The following is a 16,595-nucleotide window of genomic DNA, read 5'->3' on the forward strand; positions in this document are numbered from 1 at the left end:
CAGAAATCCAGGCGCTCCTGGCGTGTCATTGCCACACCCTCAACGTCGACCAGAAGGAAAAGATCGTGAAACGTTTTCTTGCTGCCGCGACAATGACGGCTATCGCGACTCTGTCACTGCTCGCCACCGGCACCGCGAACGCGGCGCAGTCACACATTGCCGCACCAGCGTCGACCGTCGGCGTCGCAGCGGCACCATCTCAGGAGGTCGTCGTTCGCACCTTTGCCGACAAGTGCCTCGACGTTCAGGGCGGAAGCGCGGCCGACGGCGCACAGATCATCCAGTACTCCTGCACCGACAGGTACAACCAGAAGTTCCAGATCGCACCCGGCGTGTCCGAGCCTTCCGAGATTCGCACGTATGCCGACAAGTGCCTCGACGTTCAGGGCGGAAGCGCGGCCGACGGCGCGCAGATCATCCAGTACTCCTGCACCGGCAGGTACAACCAGAAGTTCCAGATCGTCAACGTCGGGTCCGGACTTTCCGAGATTCGCACGTATGCCGACAAGTGCCTCGACGTTCAGGGCGGAAGCGCGGCCGACGGCGCGCGGATCATCCAGTACTCCTGCACCGGCAAGTACAACCAGAAGTTCCAGATCGGCTAACCAGCAGACGGGAAAGACGAAAGACGCCCTCGTGTTCGGCGAACCGAACACGAGGGCGCATCGGAACCCGACTCGGCTTGCGTTCGTCCACTTCCACACCTGGTAGCAGTCGGTGCACGTCTTGTCGACTTTCTCGATGCCGCCCCCCAGGAAGTCATCGCTGTAGTCACGTTCGAGTGTTGAGATTTGTGGCGGCAAATCCCCGATCGTAGGAGGCTGCGCCTATCACACGGGAGTCAGCCGGTCATGGCATTTCGGCAGGCCAGCGGCGCACCATGTGGGGCATGAAGGAGTTCATCGTCACCATCAGGACCACCATCCCGCAGGGCACGGACCCCGCCGAGGTGGACCGCCGACGCGCCGCCGAGCACGAGCGGGCGCGGGAGCTCACGGCGAGCGGTCACCTGTTCCGGCTGTGGCGGCCGGTCGGCGAGACGCGCAGCATCGGCATCTGGCTCGCCGAGGACGAGCGGGACCTGCGCGAGAACGTGCTCGGTTCGCTGCCGCTGTGGCCGTGGATGACCGCCGAGGTCACGGAACTGGAATCGCACCCGAACGACCCGCAGCGCAACCAGTGGTGACCGTTGTCCGGACCCCGTGGCTGCACGTGGGACAGTCTGCCGCGGCGCTGGCCGCCAGCATGGGCATCGGGCGGTTCGTGTTCACGCCGATCCTGCCGCTGATGGTGGCGCAGGCGGGGTTGTCCGCGCAGAACGGGGCCGAGCTGGCGACCGCCAACTACTTCGGGTACCTGGTCGGGGCGCTCGCCGGGGCCTTGCCGGTGTTCCGGCGGCGCGAGGTCGTCCGGGCGTCGCTGGTGACCACCGTGCTGGCGTTGGCCGCGATGCCGGTGACCTCCAGCGTGGCGATCTGGCTCGTCCTGCGCTTCGTCGCCGGCATCGCCAGCGCCGTCACGTTCGTCGCGGCCGTCGGCTCCGCGCTGCACCACCTTCGGGGGCACCTACCCGGTTGGGCGTTCGGCGGCATCGGCGGCGGCATCGCGCTGTCCGGGATCCTGGTGCTCTGTAGCGTCGGCGACTGGCGCGTCATGTGGTGGGTCGCAGCGGGGTTGGCCGCGGTGATCTCCGCGCTGGCATGGAACCTGGACGACACAGCGGCGACGTCCACTGTGGAGGATCGTCCGCGGGTGACCCGCCCGTTCGCGGCTCTTTTCGTCAGCTACGGCCTGGAAGGCGTCGGCTACATCATCGCCGGCACGTTCCTCGTCGCCGCCCTCTCCCCCGGCTGGGTCGGCAGCGGCGCCTGGGTGATCGTCGGGCTCGCCGCCATCCCGTCGGCCGCGCTGTGGGCGTGGCTCGGCCGCCGTTGGTCGCGGCCGTGGCTGCTGACGGTCGCCTTGGTGGTGCAGGCGGTCGGAGTGGCGCTGCCGGCGGTTGTCGGCGGCGTGGTCGGCGCGGTGATCGCCGCCGCCTTGTTCGGCGGCACCTTCGTGGGCATCGCCACCCTCGCCCTGGCCGTCGGAGCAGATCTCCACTTCCCACGGTCCGTCGCGCTGCTCACGGCGGGGTACTCCGTGGGGCAGATCCTCGGGCCGGTGGTCGCCGGGCCGCTGCTCCGGCACGGGTATCGACCCGCGCTGGTTCTCGCCGCCGGCATCCTCCTCGCCGGAGCGGCGGCCGCCGGCGTCCTGGCTCGGATGAGGCCATCGTGAACCGAGAAGACCGTGCGGACGACGAGACTCCGGCGCAGCCCGACGAGGCGGTCGTCCATTCGCGCAACGCTCCGGAGTGGTAGATACACCACAGAGTCGTTCGGGTCAGGACACTGTCCCGTTTCGTCAACGGAAAGAACCCACGGCGTGATCTGGACGTATCACTGTTGAAGTCGTTCCACTCACGCCGAGGTGCACGCCGATGAGCCCCGCCAGACAAGAGCTTCTCGCCCGGGTACGAGCCGACCTGGTCGGCGACACCGCCACCCTGCCGGGCCCGTACGGCGACCGGCTGGTCACCTACGCCGACTACACGGCCAGCGGCCGCAGCGTGGCGTTCATCGAGGACTTCATCCGCGACCGCGTGCTGCCGACGTACGCGAACACCCACACCGAGGCCTCGGCCACCGGCCGCCGGACCAGCCGGCTCCGGGAGAACGCCCGCCGGACCATCCGACACGCGATCGGCGGCGACGGCCGGACGTGCGTGATCTTCTGTGGCTCGGGCACCACCGGCGCGGTGAACAAGATCATCGACATCCTGGGCCTGCGGCTGTCCGAACAGGCCTGCCGCCGCTACGGCATCGACGCGACCATCGCGGAACAGCACCGGCCGGTCGTCTTCGTCGGCCCCTACGAACACCACTCGAACGAGCTGCCCTGGCGGGAGTCCGTCGCGGACATCGTGGTCATCCCCGAGGACCGCGACGGCCACATCGACCTCGACGCGCTCCGCAGCGCCCTGATCACCTACGGCGACCGCCCGCTGAAGATCGGCTCGTTCTCGGCGGCGAGCAACGTCACCGGCATCCTGACCAACACCCGCACGGTCACCAGGATCCTGCACGCCCACGACGCCCTGGCCTTCTGGGACTTCGCCGCCGCCGCGCCGCACGTCGCCATCGACATGGCGCCGGCGGACGACCCGGACGCCCACATGGACGCGGTGTTCATGAGCCCGCACAAGTTCCTCGGCGGCCCCGGAACGCCGGGAATCCTTGCCGTGCAACGGGACCTGCTCACCAACGAGGTGCCGTCGATCGTGGGCGGCGGCACGGTCTCCTACGTCAGCCCCACCCGGCACGTCTACGAGGACGACCCGGAGATCCGCGAAGAAGGCGGCACACCGGCGATCGTCGAGTCCATCCGCGCCGGACTTGTCTTCCAGCTCAAGGAATCCATCGGCACCGATGTGATCGCCGAACGCGACCACGCCCTCGCCTCGCAGGCGATGGCAACCTGGTCCCGCAACCCGAACCTCACCGTTCTGGGCAATACCACCGCCGCCCGGCTGCCGATCGTGTCGCTGCTGTTCCGCCACCCGCATGGCGGCCAGCTGCACTTCAACTTCGTGGTGGCGCTGCTCAGCGACCTGTTCGGCATCCAGGTCCGCGGCGGCTGCTCCTGCGCCGGCCCCTACGGCCACCGGCTGCTGGACATCGACAACGAGCGCTCCTGCGAGTTCGGCGCGGAGATCCTGCGCGGCCACGTCGGCATCAAACCGGGCTGGGTGCGGGTCAGCCTCAACTACGCCATGTCCGACGAGACGTTCGACTTCATCGTCCGGGCCGTCGACATGATCGCCACACACGGCTGGAAGCTGTTGCCCAGCTACGGTTTCGATCCCGACTCCGGCGTCTGGACGCACCGCGACGCGCCGGACGACGATCCCCAGCTCGACTGGTCCGCCCCCGAACCGCGGCGGACCAGCCCGGACCGCACCGCGTACCTCGCCCAGGCGGAGCAGCTGTTCACCGGGGAGGGCCGGGACTTCCCCACCGCCAGCATCAACCCCGAGTTCGACCGGCTGCGGTGGTTCGAGCTGCCCGACACCTGCGTGACGGGCAGCCCGAGCCCACTGTCCTAACGGGACGACCGCCGGGCCGACGTGGCGCGGCCGGCCTCCAGCCGCGCCACCGGCACCCGGAACGGCGAGCACGACACGTAGTCCAGGCCGACCGACTCGAAGAACTGCACACTGTCCGGGTCGCCGCCGTGCTCGCCGCAGACACCCAGCTTCAGGCCCTGCCGCTGCGCGCGGCCCTTCTCCGCGGCGATGCGCACCAGTTCGCCGACGCCCTCCCGGTCGATCGACTCGAACGGGCTGACGCCGAAGATGCCCTTCTCCAGGTACGCCGAGAAGAACGCCGCCTCCACGTCGTCCCGGGAGAAGCCCCAGGTGGTCTGGGTGAGGTCGTTGGTGCCGAAGGAGAAGAACTCCGCCGACTCGGCGATCTGGTCGGCGGTCAGCGCCGCCCGCGGCAGCTCGATCATGGTGCCGATGAGGAACTCCAGGTGCGTCGCCTCCTGCTCGCGGACCTCGCGTGCGACCTGGATGATGTCCTGCTTGACGGTCTCGAACTCCTGCACGTTGGCCACCAGCGGCACCATGATCTCCACCCGCGGCACGCCGCCGGCCTTGATCCGCTGCGCGGCCGCCTCCAGGATCGCGCGGGCCTGCATCTGGAACAGGCCCGGGATCACCACGCCGAGCCGCACGCCACGCAGGCCCAGCATCGGGTTCTGCTCGTGCAGCCGGTGCACGGCCTGGAGCAGCCGCAGGTCGTTCTCCCGGTTCTCGCCACGGGACTCGGCCACCGCGACGCGCACCGACAGCTCGGTGATGTCCGGCAGGAACTCGTGCAGCGGCGGGTCCAGCAGGCGGATCGTCACCGGCAGCCCGTCCATCGCCTCCAGCAGCTCGATGAAGTCCTGACGCTGCAACGGAAGGAGCTCGCCCAGCTGCCGCTCGCGCTCCTCGTCGGTGTCGGCCAGGATCAGGTGCTCCACAAGGGACCGTCGCTCGCCGAGGAACATGTGCTCGGTGCGGCACAGGCCGATGCCCTGCGCGCCGAACCGTCGCGCGCGGGCGGCGTCCTCGGGCGTGTCGGCGTTGGTGCGCACGGACATCCGCCGCACGCCGTCCGCGTGGCCCATCATCCGGTCCACCGCGCGCACCAGGTCGTCGGCGTTGTCCGACTTGGCGTCCAGCTCGCCCTCGAAGTAGCGCACGATCGGCGAGTCCACCACCGGCACCTCGCCGAGGAACACCTCGCCGGTCGCGCCGTCGATGGAGATCACGTCACCCTCGTGCACCAGGACCCCGTGCGGGGCACGGAGAATGCGCTGCTTGGTGTCGACGTCCAGCTCCTCGGCGCCGCAGACACAGGTCTTGCCCATGCCGCGGGCGACCACCGCGGCGTGCGAGGTCTTGCCGCCGCGGCTGGTCAGGATGCCCGACGCCGCGATCATGCCGTTGAGGTCGTCGGGGTTGGTCTCGCGGCGGACCAGGATGACCTTCTCGCCCGACCGCGACCACTTCACCGCCGTGTACGAGTCGAACACGACCTTGCCGACCGCCGCGCCGGGCGAGGCGTTCATGCCCTGGGCGATCTTGCGGCGCTCCGCCTTCTCGTCGAAGCGCGGGAACATCAGCTGCGCCAGCTGCGCGCCGTTGACCCGGTTGAGCGCCTCGGTCATGTCGATCAGGCCCTGGTCCACCAGCTGGGTGGCGATCCGGAAGGCCGCCGCCGCGGTGCGCTTGCCGACCCGGGTCTGGAGCATCCACAGCTTGCCGCGCTCGATCGTGAACTCGATGTCGCACAGGTCCCGGTAGTGCTCCTCCAGCGTCTGCATGATCTGGAGCAGCTCGTCGTACGAGCGCTTGTCGATCTTCTCCAGGTCCCGCAGCGGCACCGTGTTGCGGATGCCCGCCACCACGTCCTCACCCTGCGCGTTCTGGAGGTAGTCGCCGTAGATGCCCTGCGCGCCGCTGGCCGGGTCGCGGGTGAAGGCGACGCCCGTGCCGGAGTCCATGCCGATGTTGCCGAACACCATCGCCACGATGTTGACCGCCGTGCCCAGGTCGGACGGGATGCGCTCCTGCCGCCGGTAGATCACCGCGCGCGGCGTGTTCCAGGACTCGAACACCGCCCGCACGGCCAGGTCCATCTGCTCGCGGGGCTGCTGCGGGAAGGACCGCCCGGCGTGCTCCTGCACGATCTTCTTGTACGTCTCGACCAGCTGCCGCAGGTCGTCGGCGTCCAGGTCGAGATCGTTCGTCACGCCCTTCGCGTTCTTCGCCTCGTCGATCGCGTCCTCGAAGTGCTCGCCGTCGATGTCCAGCACCGTCTTGCCGAACATCTGGATGAGCCGCCGGTAGGAGTCGAACGCGAATCGCTCGTCGCCGGCCTGCCGTGCCAGCCCGTGCACCGACTCGTCGTTGAGGCCCACGTTGAGGACGGTTTCCATCATGCCCGGCATCGAGTACTTCGCCCCGCTGCGCACCGATACGAGCAACGGGTCGCCCGGATCGCCGAGCCGCTTGCCCATCGACTGCTCGAGTTTGGCCAGCTGCTCGGACACCTCGTCGGCCAGGCCCTTGGGGAACTCGCCGTCGGCCAGGTAGGCCAGGCACGCCTCGGTGGTGATGGTGAAGCCCGGCGGCACCGGCAGCCCGAGCCGGGTCATCTCGCCGAGGTTGGCGCCCTTGCCGCCGAGCAGATCCTTCATGTCCTTGTTGGCTTCGGCGAATGCGTAGACGAACTTGGGCATTTCGGGGCCTCCTCGGCGTGGGCGACAGACCGTCCAGTGTTGGGCCGGGACCGGCACCCCGCAATCAGTCGTGGCCGCACTAACACCCGTTCGCGAACCGCATCGGTTCAGTTCTCGATACAGCAAGCCGAACGGGTGTAGCGCAGCTCAATCGCGGATATCCCCGGGATTCGGGAATAAACCCTGAGCGATTTTCGGAATTGTCAACGGGGGCGCAGGGCGATCCAGCCCGCGATCCCCGTGCCGACCGTCAGGGCGGCCGCCGACAGGCCCAGCGACCAGTGCACGCCGACCGCCGCGCCCAGGAGTCCGACGGTGAACCCGCTGCCGGCGCGCAGCCCGTTGGCGGCGACGCCGTAGACGCCGATGACCCGCCCGCGGTCGGCCGGCTTGGCCCGCAGCTGCACCACCGTCTGCCCGATCGACATCGACGCCAGGTTGGCCACGCCACCGATGAGCAGGGCGACCACGGCCAGCGCGTAGCTCCCGGTGGTGGCGAAGAACAGGCTGGTCAGGCCGTATATCCCGGTGCTGACCACGGCGGCCGGCACGCTCGGTCTGATCCGCCCGGTGGCCTCCAGCAGGATGCCGCCGAGCACGCCGCCGGCGCCGTTGGCGAACAGCAGCACGCCGTAGGCCGTGCCGGCGTTGCCGGCGCCGAGGTCCTGGGCGTAGATCGGCATCGACGTCTGGAGCGACGCTCCGACGAAGAACGCGCCCAGGCCGCCGAGGATGATCATGCTGACGATGGTCCGGTCGCCACGGACGTCCCGGAACACCCGGATCGAGTCGACCAGGCCGAGCCGGGTGCGCGGCACGCCGCCGTCGCGGTTGTGGCCGGTGTACTTGGTGCGGAACAGGAACAGCGTCAGCGGCAGGTAGAACAGCACGTTGACGAAGATGCCGGCGACCGGGCCGAGCCCGAGCAGGAGCACCGAGCCGACCACCGGCCCGAACAGGATCCCCAGGCTGCGGAAGGTGGCGTTGAGCCGGACCGCGCTGGGCAGCTCCTCCTCACCGACGAAGTCGTGCAGCATCAGCTGCTCGCCCGGGCCCCAGATGGCGCCGGCGCACCCGTGCAGCACCAGCAGCAGGCAGGCCTCCCACACCTGGAGGCTGCCGGTCAGGAACAGCACGCCCCAGGCGACCGAGACGCACATGAACAGGACCTGCGCCGCCTGGATGACCCGGCGGCAGTCGTGCCGGTCGGCCAGGCCGCCGAAGTACACGGAGAACAGCAGGAACGGCACCCAGTGGCTGATCACCTCGAAGCCGGTCAGCGCCGGCGAGTGGAACTTCTCCCACAGCACCCAGTAGGTGATGACGTGCTCGATGTTGTCGGCCATCATCGCCAGCGCCGCGCCGACCAGGTAGGTCCGGCAGTCGGCGTTGCGCAGCGCCGCGAACTTGCGGGCCGGCGCGGGCACGTGGGTCGGCACGCCGCAGGTGGCGCACATGTGTCGCTTCCCCCTCCCGCCGCTAGACGCGGCAGCTGATCTCCATGCCGTCCTCGACCGGGAACTCCACGCCGAGGTAGCCGTTGGCCGGGTCGCGCACGTGGTCGAGGTAGTCGCGCATGGACGGCATGGTGATGTCGTCGGCGACCACCAGCGCGCCGGACGCCAGTCGCGGTTCGAGCAGGTGCAGCACCGGCAGGCTGAGCTCCTTCCACCCGTCCAGCAGCAGCAGGCCGATCGGCCCGGGCACGGCCGCGAGGGTTTCTCGGGCGTCGCCTTCAAGGATCGTCACACGATCGGCAAGTCCCGCCATGGCGAGACTTGTGCGAGCAGCGGTGACCTTGGTCGCACTGAGCTCGCTGCCGTACACGTGGCCGACGCCGTTGTCCTTGACCGCGGCGGCCAGGTACAGGGTGGAGATGCCGTACGAGGTGCCGAACTCGACGACGTGTGCCGGCCGGATCGCGCGGACCAACGCGTACAGCAGCCGGCCGCCCGCCTCCGAGATCGGCATGTAGACGTCCGCGAGCGCGTCCGCCCGCCCCTGCGAGTCGTCGGGCAGGTGGCGCTCGGGGCGCTGATCGTCCCGGGCCGCCTCCGTGAACAGCTCGTCCAGCAGTGTCCGGACCGTGGGGTCGTGCAAGGTCGTTGTCATGACGGCTAGAGTAGACGCAACGTTGCGTCTTGTCTAATGCTCGGTACGCTGTGCGGCGTGGATCACCACGGCAACCGCTACGGGCGCAGCGAGGCGGCCCGCGCGGCCGTCCTCGAGGCCGCCGACGACCTGCTCGTCGAGCACGGCTTCGCCGGCCTGACCATCGAGAAGATCGCCGCCCGGGCCGGCGTGGCCAAGCAGACCATCTACCGCTGGTGGCCGTCCAAAGTGGACATCCTGCTTGAGGCCTTCGGCGACGACATGGCCGAGGACCTCACCCCCGCCGACCACGGCTACCTCGCCACGGATCTGCGCGAGCACCTCGCCAGGCTCGCCGACTTCCTCACCACCAGCGACGCCGGCGCCGTCTACCGCGCCCTGGTCGGCCAGGCCCAGCACGACCCCCAGCTCGCCACCCGCCTGCGCGACGGCCACCTCGCCGCCCAGCACGCGCGCGACCGCCTGCCCTTCGAACGCGCCATCGCCCGCCGCGAACTGGTCGAGAACCTGGACGTCGACCTCGCCGTGGAACGCCTCGTCGGTGTCGTGCACTACCGCGTCCTGGTCACCGGCGAGCCCGTCACCCGCGAGTTCACCGACGCCCTGGTCGACGCGCTCGTCCTCGAACTGACCTGAACGCGGGGCGGTGGCGGCCTCCCGCCCGGGGCCGCCACCGCCGCTCGCACCCGATCTCAGTTGTTGCTGATGAACTGCTGGGCGAACTTCCGCCCCTGCGACACCGCGCTGGTGTGGTTCTCGATCGGTGACGCCTTCGAGTTCTTGAAGACGATGTAGGTCACCTTGTCCGAGGTGCCGCCGTTCTTCGGGTCGGGGTCGATGCCGAGCGACTTGGCGGTGGCGTAGGAGGCCTCGCCGATGCTGTCGTCCGGCCCCTCGTCACCGAAGACGGCGTACTCCACGTGTCCCTTGTAGATCACGGCGAGCACGTCGCCGCCCTTGATGCCGGCGTTGCCGTAGTTCCACCGGCTGCTGGGCAGGGGGATCACCACGTACGGCAGCTTCGCCGCGTCCAGCGGCTTGCCGTCGGACTGGTGGAACGACGTGTCGTCGTAGAAGCAGCAGTCGGTGTTCTCGTTGCAGGTGGCGGTGCGCTGCCCGTCGCAGTCGACGGCCATGCCCGACGTCCAGAAGTACGCCCCGTTGGCGCCGCAGATCGGCGTCTGGCCGCCGTTCTTGTCGTCGTAGGTGCCGTTGGAGACCTGGTGGCAGTTGGCGGTCTTGGCCAGCAGCTGCGCGGCGGTCGGGTTGCCGTCGTCCGACTTCGGCGCGGCCTTGGCCGTCTTGGCGGTATTGACGGTCTTGGCTGCCGCGGAACTCCCCGGCTGGTAACAGGAATTGTCGCCGGAGTTGAAGATCGACCCGCTGTCCACGGGCTGGTTCGGGTCCGGATCGATGATCACGTCACCGGAGTCCTGGGTGAGCGCGTCCTCACAGTTGATCACCGCGTTGGAGTCGCCGCCCTCGCCGCCGACCCAGAGGTCGATGTGCCGCTTGCCGTTCTGCCAGTCCTGGCTGCACTCGACGCAGCCGTCCTCCATGATGAAGTACCGCTTCAGGTACGGGTAGTAGACCCGCGTCCCCGGCGCCAGTTCGTTCTGGTCGGTGGCGAAGGTGATCGGGTCGTCGTAGGTGCCGGTGCCGCCGGCGGACTGGTGGATCTGCGGATACGCGATGTCACCGCCCGGCGGGGAGTTGTCGGGCCACCCGTAGAGAGTGACGAGGTAGCTGTCGTGCGGCGCGGCCGGCGCGGCGGACGCGTGCGAGGCCACCGCGAGCGACGTGCCCATCACCACCGCCAGCAGGGCGAGCAGTACTCTTCTGACCATGGACTTCCTCCACTGATAGCAAGGGTTTGCGGCGGAGTCAGAGGGTTGTGTAGATCTCCAGGTGGCTCTGGTCGCCGACGAACACCTCGCCGCCGGCGACGGTCGCGGCGACGAAGTGGTTGAAGCCGCTGGTGTCGTCGAGCCCGTCGCGGACCTTGTCCCGGTCGCTGTTCCACAGCTCGTGGCCGATGTCGGACGCGTCGAAGGCGCGCAGGGTCGCGCCGGTCCTGCCGTCGACGGTCCACACGATTCCGGTGCCGGCCTTGGATCCGTCGCTGGAGACGACGGGAATCGCGCCGGGGAAGGCGAAAGCCTCCGGGGCCTGGGCGGTCGGCGCGGGCTGGAGCCGGCCGTCCGCGCCCAGCCGCCACTGGGTGAGCTTGCTGCCGGAACCGCTGCCGTACACGAACTCCCCGCCGGGACCGCGCCAGTACGCCCAGGTGCCCCACATGCCGCCGTCGATCGTGTTGACCGCGAGCTCCTGCTTGATCTTGTCGACGTCGGTGCGGTCCTTGTGCCTGCACGCGTCGGCCAGGGGCGTGTAGCCGCTGAGATGGTTGCGGTCCAACACATACACGGAGCCGGTCTTGGACGACAGCACGAGTTCGTCGTGACCGGGCACGGCCAGCGGCGATCCGGAGCCGAGGTCCTGGTCGTGCCGGGCCCGGCACTCCTGGTCGTACGGCGTGAACGTGTCGACCACCCGCAACGTTGCGTCTTGCCTACGCAGGCGCAGCACGGTGTCGCCGACATCGCGGCCGCCGTTGAAGGATCCGTTGCCAGTGACCAGAAGCAGGTCACCGTGCTCGTCGGCGGTGACGCCGGCCTGCGACTCCCACAGGCCGGCGGCGTAGTCGTCGGGGCTGGTGTTGTACGTGACCGCCTGCGTCAGGTCGCCGTCCCTGAAGCCGAACAGCCAGCCGTGGTACGGCGCGAGTCCGCACCACGAGGCGAATCCCGCGTAGACGATCCCGTCGACCAGCGCCAACCCCATCCGCTGCTGCTCGTCCTTGGCGCTGAAGGCGACCTGGTGGTTCCGGGCGTCCAGACCGCTGCCGTCGACGGTGGCCGCCACCACCGCCGACGCGCGTTTCTGCTTGCCGGTAGCCAGATCCAAGGCGTGCAGCCGGTACGTCAGCTGCCCCGACTCGACGTCGAGGGCCAGCACGTACAGGGTCCGGCTCGACCAGTCGATCACCGGCGTGCTGGTGATCGAGACCTCCGGCGTGATCGAGTCGCACAGCCGGTCGGCGGCCACGTGGTCGGTCGCCGCCTGGAACGGACGGGCCCCGGGCTGGAGGACCAAGGTCTGCCACACCGGCGCGCCGGTGGTCGCGTCGAACGCGTACACGGTGCCGTGTTCCGTTGCCGCGACAACGATGTCACGGCCGTTCTCCGGGAAGTACAGCGGTTGGGCGTAGATCTTCCCGTCTACCGGCAGCGACAGCTTCCGGCCGAAGCCGCCGCCGGAAACGGTGGCCGCGTCCAGTCTCGTCTCGTTGGCATACCATCCCAGCCTGGTGTTGTCGCCACGCTGCGTGAGAACCGCGCCCGGCGGCCCCTGTCGGGTCGGGATCGTCCGCTCCGGCAACGGATTCCCGGCCGGCGCCGACTGCGCCGACCCGCAGGCAGACACCAGCGCGACCAGCAGCACCGCCGGCCACCGCCACCGAGCACCCATCAGGATCCCCTCCGCGAAGTCGGTCCGCTTGAGTGAAAATCCCTGTGGCGGCAGTGATTTCCGGCGAGTCGACCGAGGTCGCCTCACATCGGTATTTAGGAAAGTTACCTTCCTATTCCCGGGAGAGTAGACCTGCCGGATGGGGCCGTCAAGGATGTGAACCCGAGACCGGCTCAAGCCGCCGGGTAGGCCGGCAACTCGACGTCGTTGGCCAGTTTGGTGGTACCGGCGACCATCATCTTCTGCACGGCGCGAGTGCGGAACATGGCGTTGCGCAGCCACAACAGCGCCGCGTTCGACGGCGCCAGGAACTGGCCGGGGCTCGCGCCCTTCTGCCAGCGGCCCGCGTAGGCGCGCATCCGCTGTTCGTACGCCGAGAAGGCCACCCTGTGGTCTCCCCGCGCCAGCGCCAACTCCCCCGCCAGCACGTACGCGCCGACCACGCCGGTGCCCACGCCCATGCCGCCGAGCGTGACGCCCCACGCCGCGTCCCCGAGCAGCGCGATCCTCCCCTTCGTCCATTCCGGCACGCGGACCCGGCTGATCGAGTCGAAGTACATCTCGTCCACGTCGCGCAGCGTGTCCAGCAGATACGGGACGTGCCAACGCATCCCGCCGAAGGCGTCCGCGATCATGCTCTTCTGCCGACCCAGGTCACGCCAGTCGACGTCGACCGACGGCCCCGTGAAGACGAACAGCGCGCCGGCCCGATCCGGGTCGCGCGAGTCCGCGCTGACGCTGGCCATCCGGCCGGGCACGTTGTACTGCATCGGGGTCGTGCCGTAGCCGTGACCGTTGGGCAGGTCCCAGCCGGCGATGTAGTAGCCGAGGTGCTTGACGTAGTCGCGCTCCGGCCCGAAGGCGAGCCGCCGCACAGCCGAGTGCATGCCGTCCGCGCCGATCACCATGTCGAACGTCTGCGACTCGGCCCGCGCGAAGTCGACCCGCACACCGTCCGCCGCCTCGGTCAGCCCGGTGATGGTGTCGCCGAACAGGTAGTCCGCGTGCTCCAGGCTGCGCTCGTACAGGATGCGCGACAGGTCGCTGCGCCGGACCTCCACGTCGCCGCCCGCGAACTCCTCCGGTAAGCGGAAGATCTCCGTCCCGTGCTCGTCCACGGCCTGCATCGCGCCGCCGTGGGTCTGAACGGCCTTCAGCTCGTCGAGCACGCCCAGCTCCCGCAGCACCGACATGTGCGTCTCGCCGCGGAAGTCCACCGCGAAGCCACTGGTCCGCAGCTTGGCCGCCGCCTCGACCACCGTCACCTCGACGCCGCGCCGCCCCAATGCGGTCGCCACCGCCGGTCCCGCCACGCCCGCGCCCGAGATCAAGATCTGCATTTCTCCAGCCTCCCATTAATTGTGTCCGCTAGACACAGTGTACGATAGACACAGTTCGACGACGGGCGCAAGCGGGAGTGGCGATGGACGTGATCGAGCTGCTGTGGGGCGAGCCGGCCGGGCCTCGGCGGGGCCCGCGGCCGACGCTCACCGTCGGCGATCTCGCACGCGCCGGCATCGAGCTCGCCGACGCCGAAGGGCTCGCCGCCGTCACCATGCAGCGGGTGGCCGAGGCGTTGGGCGTGACCAAGATGGCCACCTACCGCTACGTGCCCGGCAAGGACGAGCTGGTCGCACTGATGGTCGACACCGCGCTCGGCGCGCCGCCGCCGCTGGACGACCTGGACGGCTGGCGGCCGAAGCTGCGCGCCTGGAGCCTGGCCATGAACGAACGCATGCAGGCCCACCCGTGGTCGGTCCGCGCCACCGCCGGCCCTCGCGTCACGGGCCCGAACGAGCTCACCTGGGCCGAGGTCGCACTCGCCGCCGTGGACGGCCTTGCGCTGGACGGCGGCCAGAAGATGGACGTCATCGTGGCCCTGACGAGCCAGGTCAGGAGTCTTGTCGAGCAGACGGCCGACAACTCCGAGGAGCGAATCTCCGCCACCTGGATGACCATCCTCGACGGGCGCGGAGAACGCTTCCCGCACGTCGTCGCGGCGCTGGCCTCGTCGGCCCGGCACAGTTCGCGCGACCAGGGCCTGACCTTCGGTCTGGACCGCATCCTCGACGGCGTGGAGCTCTACCTCAGCCGGCAGTGACGGCCCGAGCGTCCACAACGGAGGCCCGGGCCGCGCCGGATCACTTCACTTGCAGGTCGATGCAGGAGTAGAAGGCGTTGGCCGTGTCCGCGATGTTCCAGATGGCCAGCACCGTGACGTGGCCGGTCCGGCTGCCGAGGTTGACGGTGTGGGAGACTTTGTCCGGCGGCACCTGGTTGTTGCCGCTGAAGTCGCCGATCTTGGTGTTGCCCACGTAATACTCGTAGTTGGTGGTGCGATGCCTGGCCGTGAACGTCCAGTTGAACGTCACGGACCTGCCGACCGGCGCCGCCTTCCAGCCCTTGCTGTTGTCGTTGAGCTCGGCGAACCGGGCCACGCCGCCGTTGCAGCTGCGCTGCCCCTTGGCTCCTTCCACGCTCTGCGGCTCGTACTTGATGTCGCCGCACTTCACGACGCCTTGGGCGCACTGCGCCTGCCGGCTGGCGGGTGAGTTGACGTATCCGTGCGCGCTGGCGATCGCCGCCGGGCCGGCCACCACGATCAGGGGCGCCGCGACCGCGCCCACGAGGGCGGCGACCAGCTTTCGGTTCATGTTCATGCCGACTCCTTGCAGGGTTGCCCCGAGGCCGGCGTCGCGAGCGCCGAAGGGGGCGGGAGCGGGACGAAACAGACGAAATGTGGTTCAGACCATAGCCACGGCTGCCGATCACCGTCAAGACATGGTCATTAACAGCCAACCCCGAAGCAAAGTCGAAAACATGTTCGACACCTACACACCAACCTGCCATAATTTAGATGCTGCCACCGCACCGGCCAGGGGGAATCATGACGCTGCGTGACGACGAGTCGCGGTCCCTGCTCGAGATCGAGCGCGACCTCACCGAGACCGACCCCGACCTGGTCCGTCTCTTCGATCTGCGGCCGCTGACATCCAGCTCGGTCGCGGCCCTGATTGCCGGCTGCCTGGCCATGCTTGCCAGCGGCGTCGTCATCTCGGTGGCCGGCGCGGACGTCGATTCCCCGCTCACGGCGGTCATCGGCGCCGGCATCGCCACCGGCTTCCCCGCGCTCGCCGTCTACCACCTCTGGTGGCGTCGCCGTTGACGCCGCAATATCCGGTGCGTCGACAACCGAGGATTGCTCACTATGGAACTGGCGCACAACGGTCACACTTTCGTCAGTAACGGGCGCTACGGTCTCCGGCGTAGACCGTAGAAACAGGGAGCGCCCGGCGATGACGACCGCACTTGCCACCGTGTCCAGCATCGGCCCGCGCGCCGCACAGGTGTTCCCGGTGCGGCTCGCGGTGGAGGACGCGCTGACGAAGGAGGCGGTGGCGCAGGCGATCGGCGCGCACCCGCGGCTGCGCCTGACGGACGAGCCGGCGCAGGGCGAGGTGCTGCTGGCGATCACCAACGAGGTGACCGACGAGTTGCTCACCGGCATCACCGAGGGCTCGCCGGTTCTCCTTGTGGCGGACCGGCTCGGCGGCCGACAGCTGCTGCGCGGCCTGCACGCCGGCGTGGTCAGCTTCCTGCCGCGCCGCTCCACGGACCTGGCGACGATCACCAAGGCCCTGGTGACCACGGGTGAGGGTCGCTCGGTTCTGCCGCCGTCGGTGGCCCGCCTGCTGGTGGACCACCTGCGGCGCATCGACCACGTGCTGATCACGACCACCGGTTACGGCGTCGCCGGCCTGGACGCGCGCGAGGTGGAGGTGCTGAAGCTGGTGGCGCAGGGCGCGGAGAACGCGGACATCGCCCGGGAACTGCGCTACTCCGAGCACACCATCAAGCGGATCCTGAAGGACCTGCTCAGCCGACACAACCTCCAGAACCGCGCGCACGCGGTGGCGTACGCGCTGCGGATCGGCGCGATCTAGTCCCAATGCCGTTCAGTTAGCCGTGACACGTAGCTGTCAAGGTTCGGGCGAGGCCAGGACATCGATGCTGATGGTGGCCTTGTAGGTAGTCCGGTCGACGGTGCCTTTGGCGTTGTACTTGGAGATCGCTCGTTTGACCACGCGTGGTGCGGTTCGTACGCGTCGGTCGGGCATGAGGTT

15 protein-coding genes are annotated in these 16,595 nt (G+C 69.1%); 8 read left to right on the forward strand and 7 right to left on the reverse strand.

The features are described 5' to 3' along the window. The first annotated feature begins 65 nt into the window (after positions 1-65). The 4 genes from BCF44_RS27610 (at position 66) to BCF44_RS27625 (ending at position 4,144) form a co-directional block, all read left to right on the forward strand. The gene (locus BCF44_RS27610) at positions 66-605 is read left to right on the forward strand and encodes an RICIN domain-containing protein (RefSeq protein WP_170217781.1); all 540 of its coding nucleotides are present in this window, start codon (positions 66-68) and stop codon (positions 603-605) included. A 284-nt stretch (positions 606-889) separates the two neighbouring features. Then, positions 890-1,186: a muconolactone Delta-isomerase family protein gene (locus BCF44_RS27615; RefSeq protein WP_116177288.1), complete on the forward strand. Its 297-nt coding sequence runs from the start codon at positions 890-892 to the stop codon at positions 1,184-1,186. Next, on the forward strand, positions 1,183-2,277 hold the full coding sequence (locus BCF44_RS27620; protein ID WP_246015602.1) for a YbfB/YjiJ family MFS transporter: 1,095 nt from the start codon (positions 1,183-1,185) through the stop codon (positions 2,275-2,277). The genes BCF44_RS27615 and BCF44_RS27620 overlap by 4 nt, the downstream gene beginning before the upstream one ends. Before the next feature lie 202 nt (positions 2,278-2,479). After that, complete coding sequence (locus tag BCF44_RS27625) at positions 2,480-4,144, forward strand: aminotransferase class V-fold PLP-dependent enzyme (protein ID WP_116177289.1); 1,665 nt, start codon at positions 2,480-2,482, stop codon at positions 4,142-4,144. Here BCF44_RS27625 and ppdK read toward each other — a convergent pair. The 3 genes from ppdK to BCF44_RS27640 all read right to left on the reverse strand — a co-directional run bounded on the left by ppdK (position 4,141) and on the right by BCF44_RS27640 (position 8,943). Next, complete coding sequence (gene ppdK / locus BCF44_RS27630) at positions 4,141-6,831, reverse strand: pyruvate, phosphate dikinase (protein WP_116177290.1); 2,691 nt, start codon at positions 6,829-6,831, stop codon at positions 4,141-4,143. The genes BCF44_RS27625 and ppdK overlap by 4 nt on opposite strands. A 203-nt stretch (positions 6,832-7,034) precedes the next feature. Next, a complete protein-coding gene (locus tag BCF44_RS27635) occupies positions 7,035-8,288 on the reverse strand; it encodes an MFS transporter (RefSeq protein WP_116177291.1) in 1,254 nt (417 codons plus the stop codon). A 22-nt stretch (positions 8,289-8,310) separates the two neighbouring features. Next, positions 8,311-8,943, reverse strand: coding sequence for an O-methyltransferase (locus BCF44_RS27640; RefSeq protein WP_116177292.1), 633 nt, complete (start codon positions 8,941-8,943; stop codon positions 8,311-8,313). A gap of 57 nt (positions 8,944-9,000) precedes the next feature. On the opposite strand from BCF44_RS27640, the gene BCF44_RS27645 reads away from it, so the two are divergent. Next, on the forward strand, positions 9,001-9,579 hold the full coding sequence (locus tag BCF44_RS27645; RefSeq protein ID WP_246015604.1) for a TetR/AcrR family transcriptional regulator: 579 nt from the start codon (positions 9,001-9,003) through the stop codon (positions 9,577-9,579). A 56-nt stretch (positions 9,580-9,635) separates the two neighbouring features. Here BCF44_RS27645 and BCF44_RS57790 read toward each other — a convergent pair whose 3' ends face one another. The 3 genes from BCF44_RS57790 to BCF44_RS27660 form a co-directional block, all read right to left on the reverse strand. Beyond that, on the reverse strand, positions 9,636-10,790 hold the full coding sequence (locus BCF44_RS57790) for a glycoside hydrolase family 75 protein (RefSeq protein ID WP_246015606.1): 1,155 nt from the start codon (positions 10,788-10,790) through the stop codon (positions 9,636-9,638). A 37-nt stretch (positions 10,791-10,827) separates the two neighbouring features. Next, a complete protein-coding gene (locus tag BCF44_RS27655; protein ID WP_116177294.1) occupies positions 10,828-12,471 on the reverse strand; it encodes a PQQ-binding-like beta-propeller repeat protein in 1,644 nt (547 codons plus the stop codon). 173 nt (positions 12,472-12,644) lie between these two features. Further along, positions 12,645-13,811, reverse strand: a complete 1,167-nt coding sequence (locus BCF44_RS27660; RefSeq protein WP_116177295.1) for an FAD-dependent monooxygenase — start codon at positions 13,809-13,811, stop codon at positions 12,645-12,647. An 83-nt stretch (positions 13,812-13,894) separates the two neighbouring features. Between BCF44_RS27660 and BCF44_RS27665 the strand changes: the two genes are divergently transcribed. After that, positions 13,895-14,572 (forward strand): TetR/AcrR family transcriptional regulator, encoded by a 678-nt coding sequence (locus BCF44_RS27665; protein WP_116177346.1) that lies wholly within the window; start codon positions 13,895-13,897, stop codon positions 14,570-14,572. A gap of 40 nt (positions 14,573-14,612) precedes the next feature. On the opposite strand, the gene BCF44_RS27670 is transcribed toward BCF44_RS27665, so the two are convergent. After that, positions 14,613-15,125, reverse strand: a complete 513-nt coding sequence (locus BCF44_RS27670) for a lytic polysaccharide monooxygenase auxiliary activity family 9 protein (protein ID WP_116177347.1) — start codon at positions 15,123-15,125, stop codon at positions 14,613-14,615. A 233-nt stretch (positions 15,126-15,358) separates the two neighbouring features. Between BCF44_RS27670 and BCF44_RS27675 the strand changes: the two genes are divergently transcribed. Beyond that, a complete protein-coding gene (locus tag BCF44_RS27675; protein ID WP_170217782.1) occupies positions 15,359-15,637 on the forward strand; it encodes a DUF3040 domain-containing protein in 279 nt (92 codons plus the stop codon). Positions 15,638-15,767: 130 nt separating this feature from the next. Then, a complete protein-coding gene (locus tag BCF44_RS27680) occupies positions 15,768-16,415 on the forward strand; it encodes a helix-turn-helix transcriptional regulator (RefSeq protein ID WP_116177297.1) in 648 nt (215 codons plus the stop codon). The last annotated feature ends 180 nt before the right edge of the window (positions 16,416-16,595 follow it).

Source organism: Kutzneria buriramensis (assembly GCF_003387475.1).
GTDB lineage: Bacteria > Actinomycetota > Actinomycetes > Mycobacteriales > Pseudonocardiaceae > Kutzneria > Kutzneria buriramensis.

Coding starts and splice junctions, on each gene's coding strand:
- BCF44_RS27615 (WP_116177288.1), top strand. CDS start 890: ATGAAGGAGTTCATCGTCACCATCAGGACCACCATCCCGCAGGGCACG.
- BCF44_RS27625 (WP_116177289.1), top strand. CDS start 2,480: ATGAGCCCCGCCAGACAAGAGCTTCTCGCCCGGGTACGAGCCGACCTG.
- ppdK (WP_116177290.1), bottom strand. CDS start 6,831: ATGCCCAAGTTCGTCTACGCATTCGCCGAAGCCAACAAGGACATGAAG.
- BCF44_RS27635 (WP_116177291.1), bottom strand. CDS start 8,288: ATGTGCGCCACCTGCGGCGTGCCGACCCACGTGCCCGCGCCGGCCCGC.
- BCF44_RS27640 (WP_116177292.1), bottom strand. CDS start 8,943: ATGACAACGACCTTGCACGACCCCACGGTCCGGACACTGCTGGACGAG.
- BCF44_RS57790 (WP_246015606.1), bottom strand. CDS start 10,790: ATGGTCAGAAGAGTACTGCTCGCCCTGCTGGCGGTGGTGATGGGCACG.
- BCF44_RS27655 (WP_116177294.1), bottom strand. CDS start 12,471: ATGGGTGCTCGGTGGCGGTGGCCGGCGGTGCTGCTGGTCGCGCTGGTG.
- BCF44_RS27660 (WP_116177295.1), bottom strand. CDS start 13,811: ATGCAGATCTTGATCTCGGGCGCGGGCGTGGCGGGACCGGCGGTGGCG.
- BCF44_RS27665 (WP_116177346.1), top strand. CDS start 13,895: ATGGACGTGATCGAGCTGCTGTGGGGCGAGCCGGCCGGGCCTCGGCGG.
- BCF44_RS27670 (WP_116177347.1), bottom strand. CDS start 15,125: ATGAACCGAAAGCTGGTCGCCGCCCTCGTGGGCGCGGTCGCGGCGCCC.
- BCF44_RS27675 (WP_170217782.1), top strand. CDS start 15,359: ATGACGCTGCGTGACGACGAGTCGCGGTCCCTGCTCGAGATCGAGCGC.
- BCF44_RS27680 (WP_116177297.1), top strand. CDS start 15,768: ATGACGACCGCACTTGCCACCGTGTCCAGCATCGGCCCGCGCGCCGCA.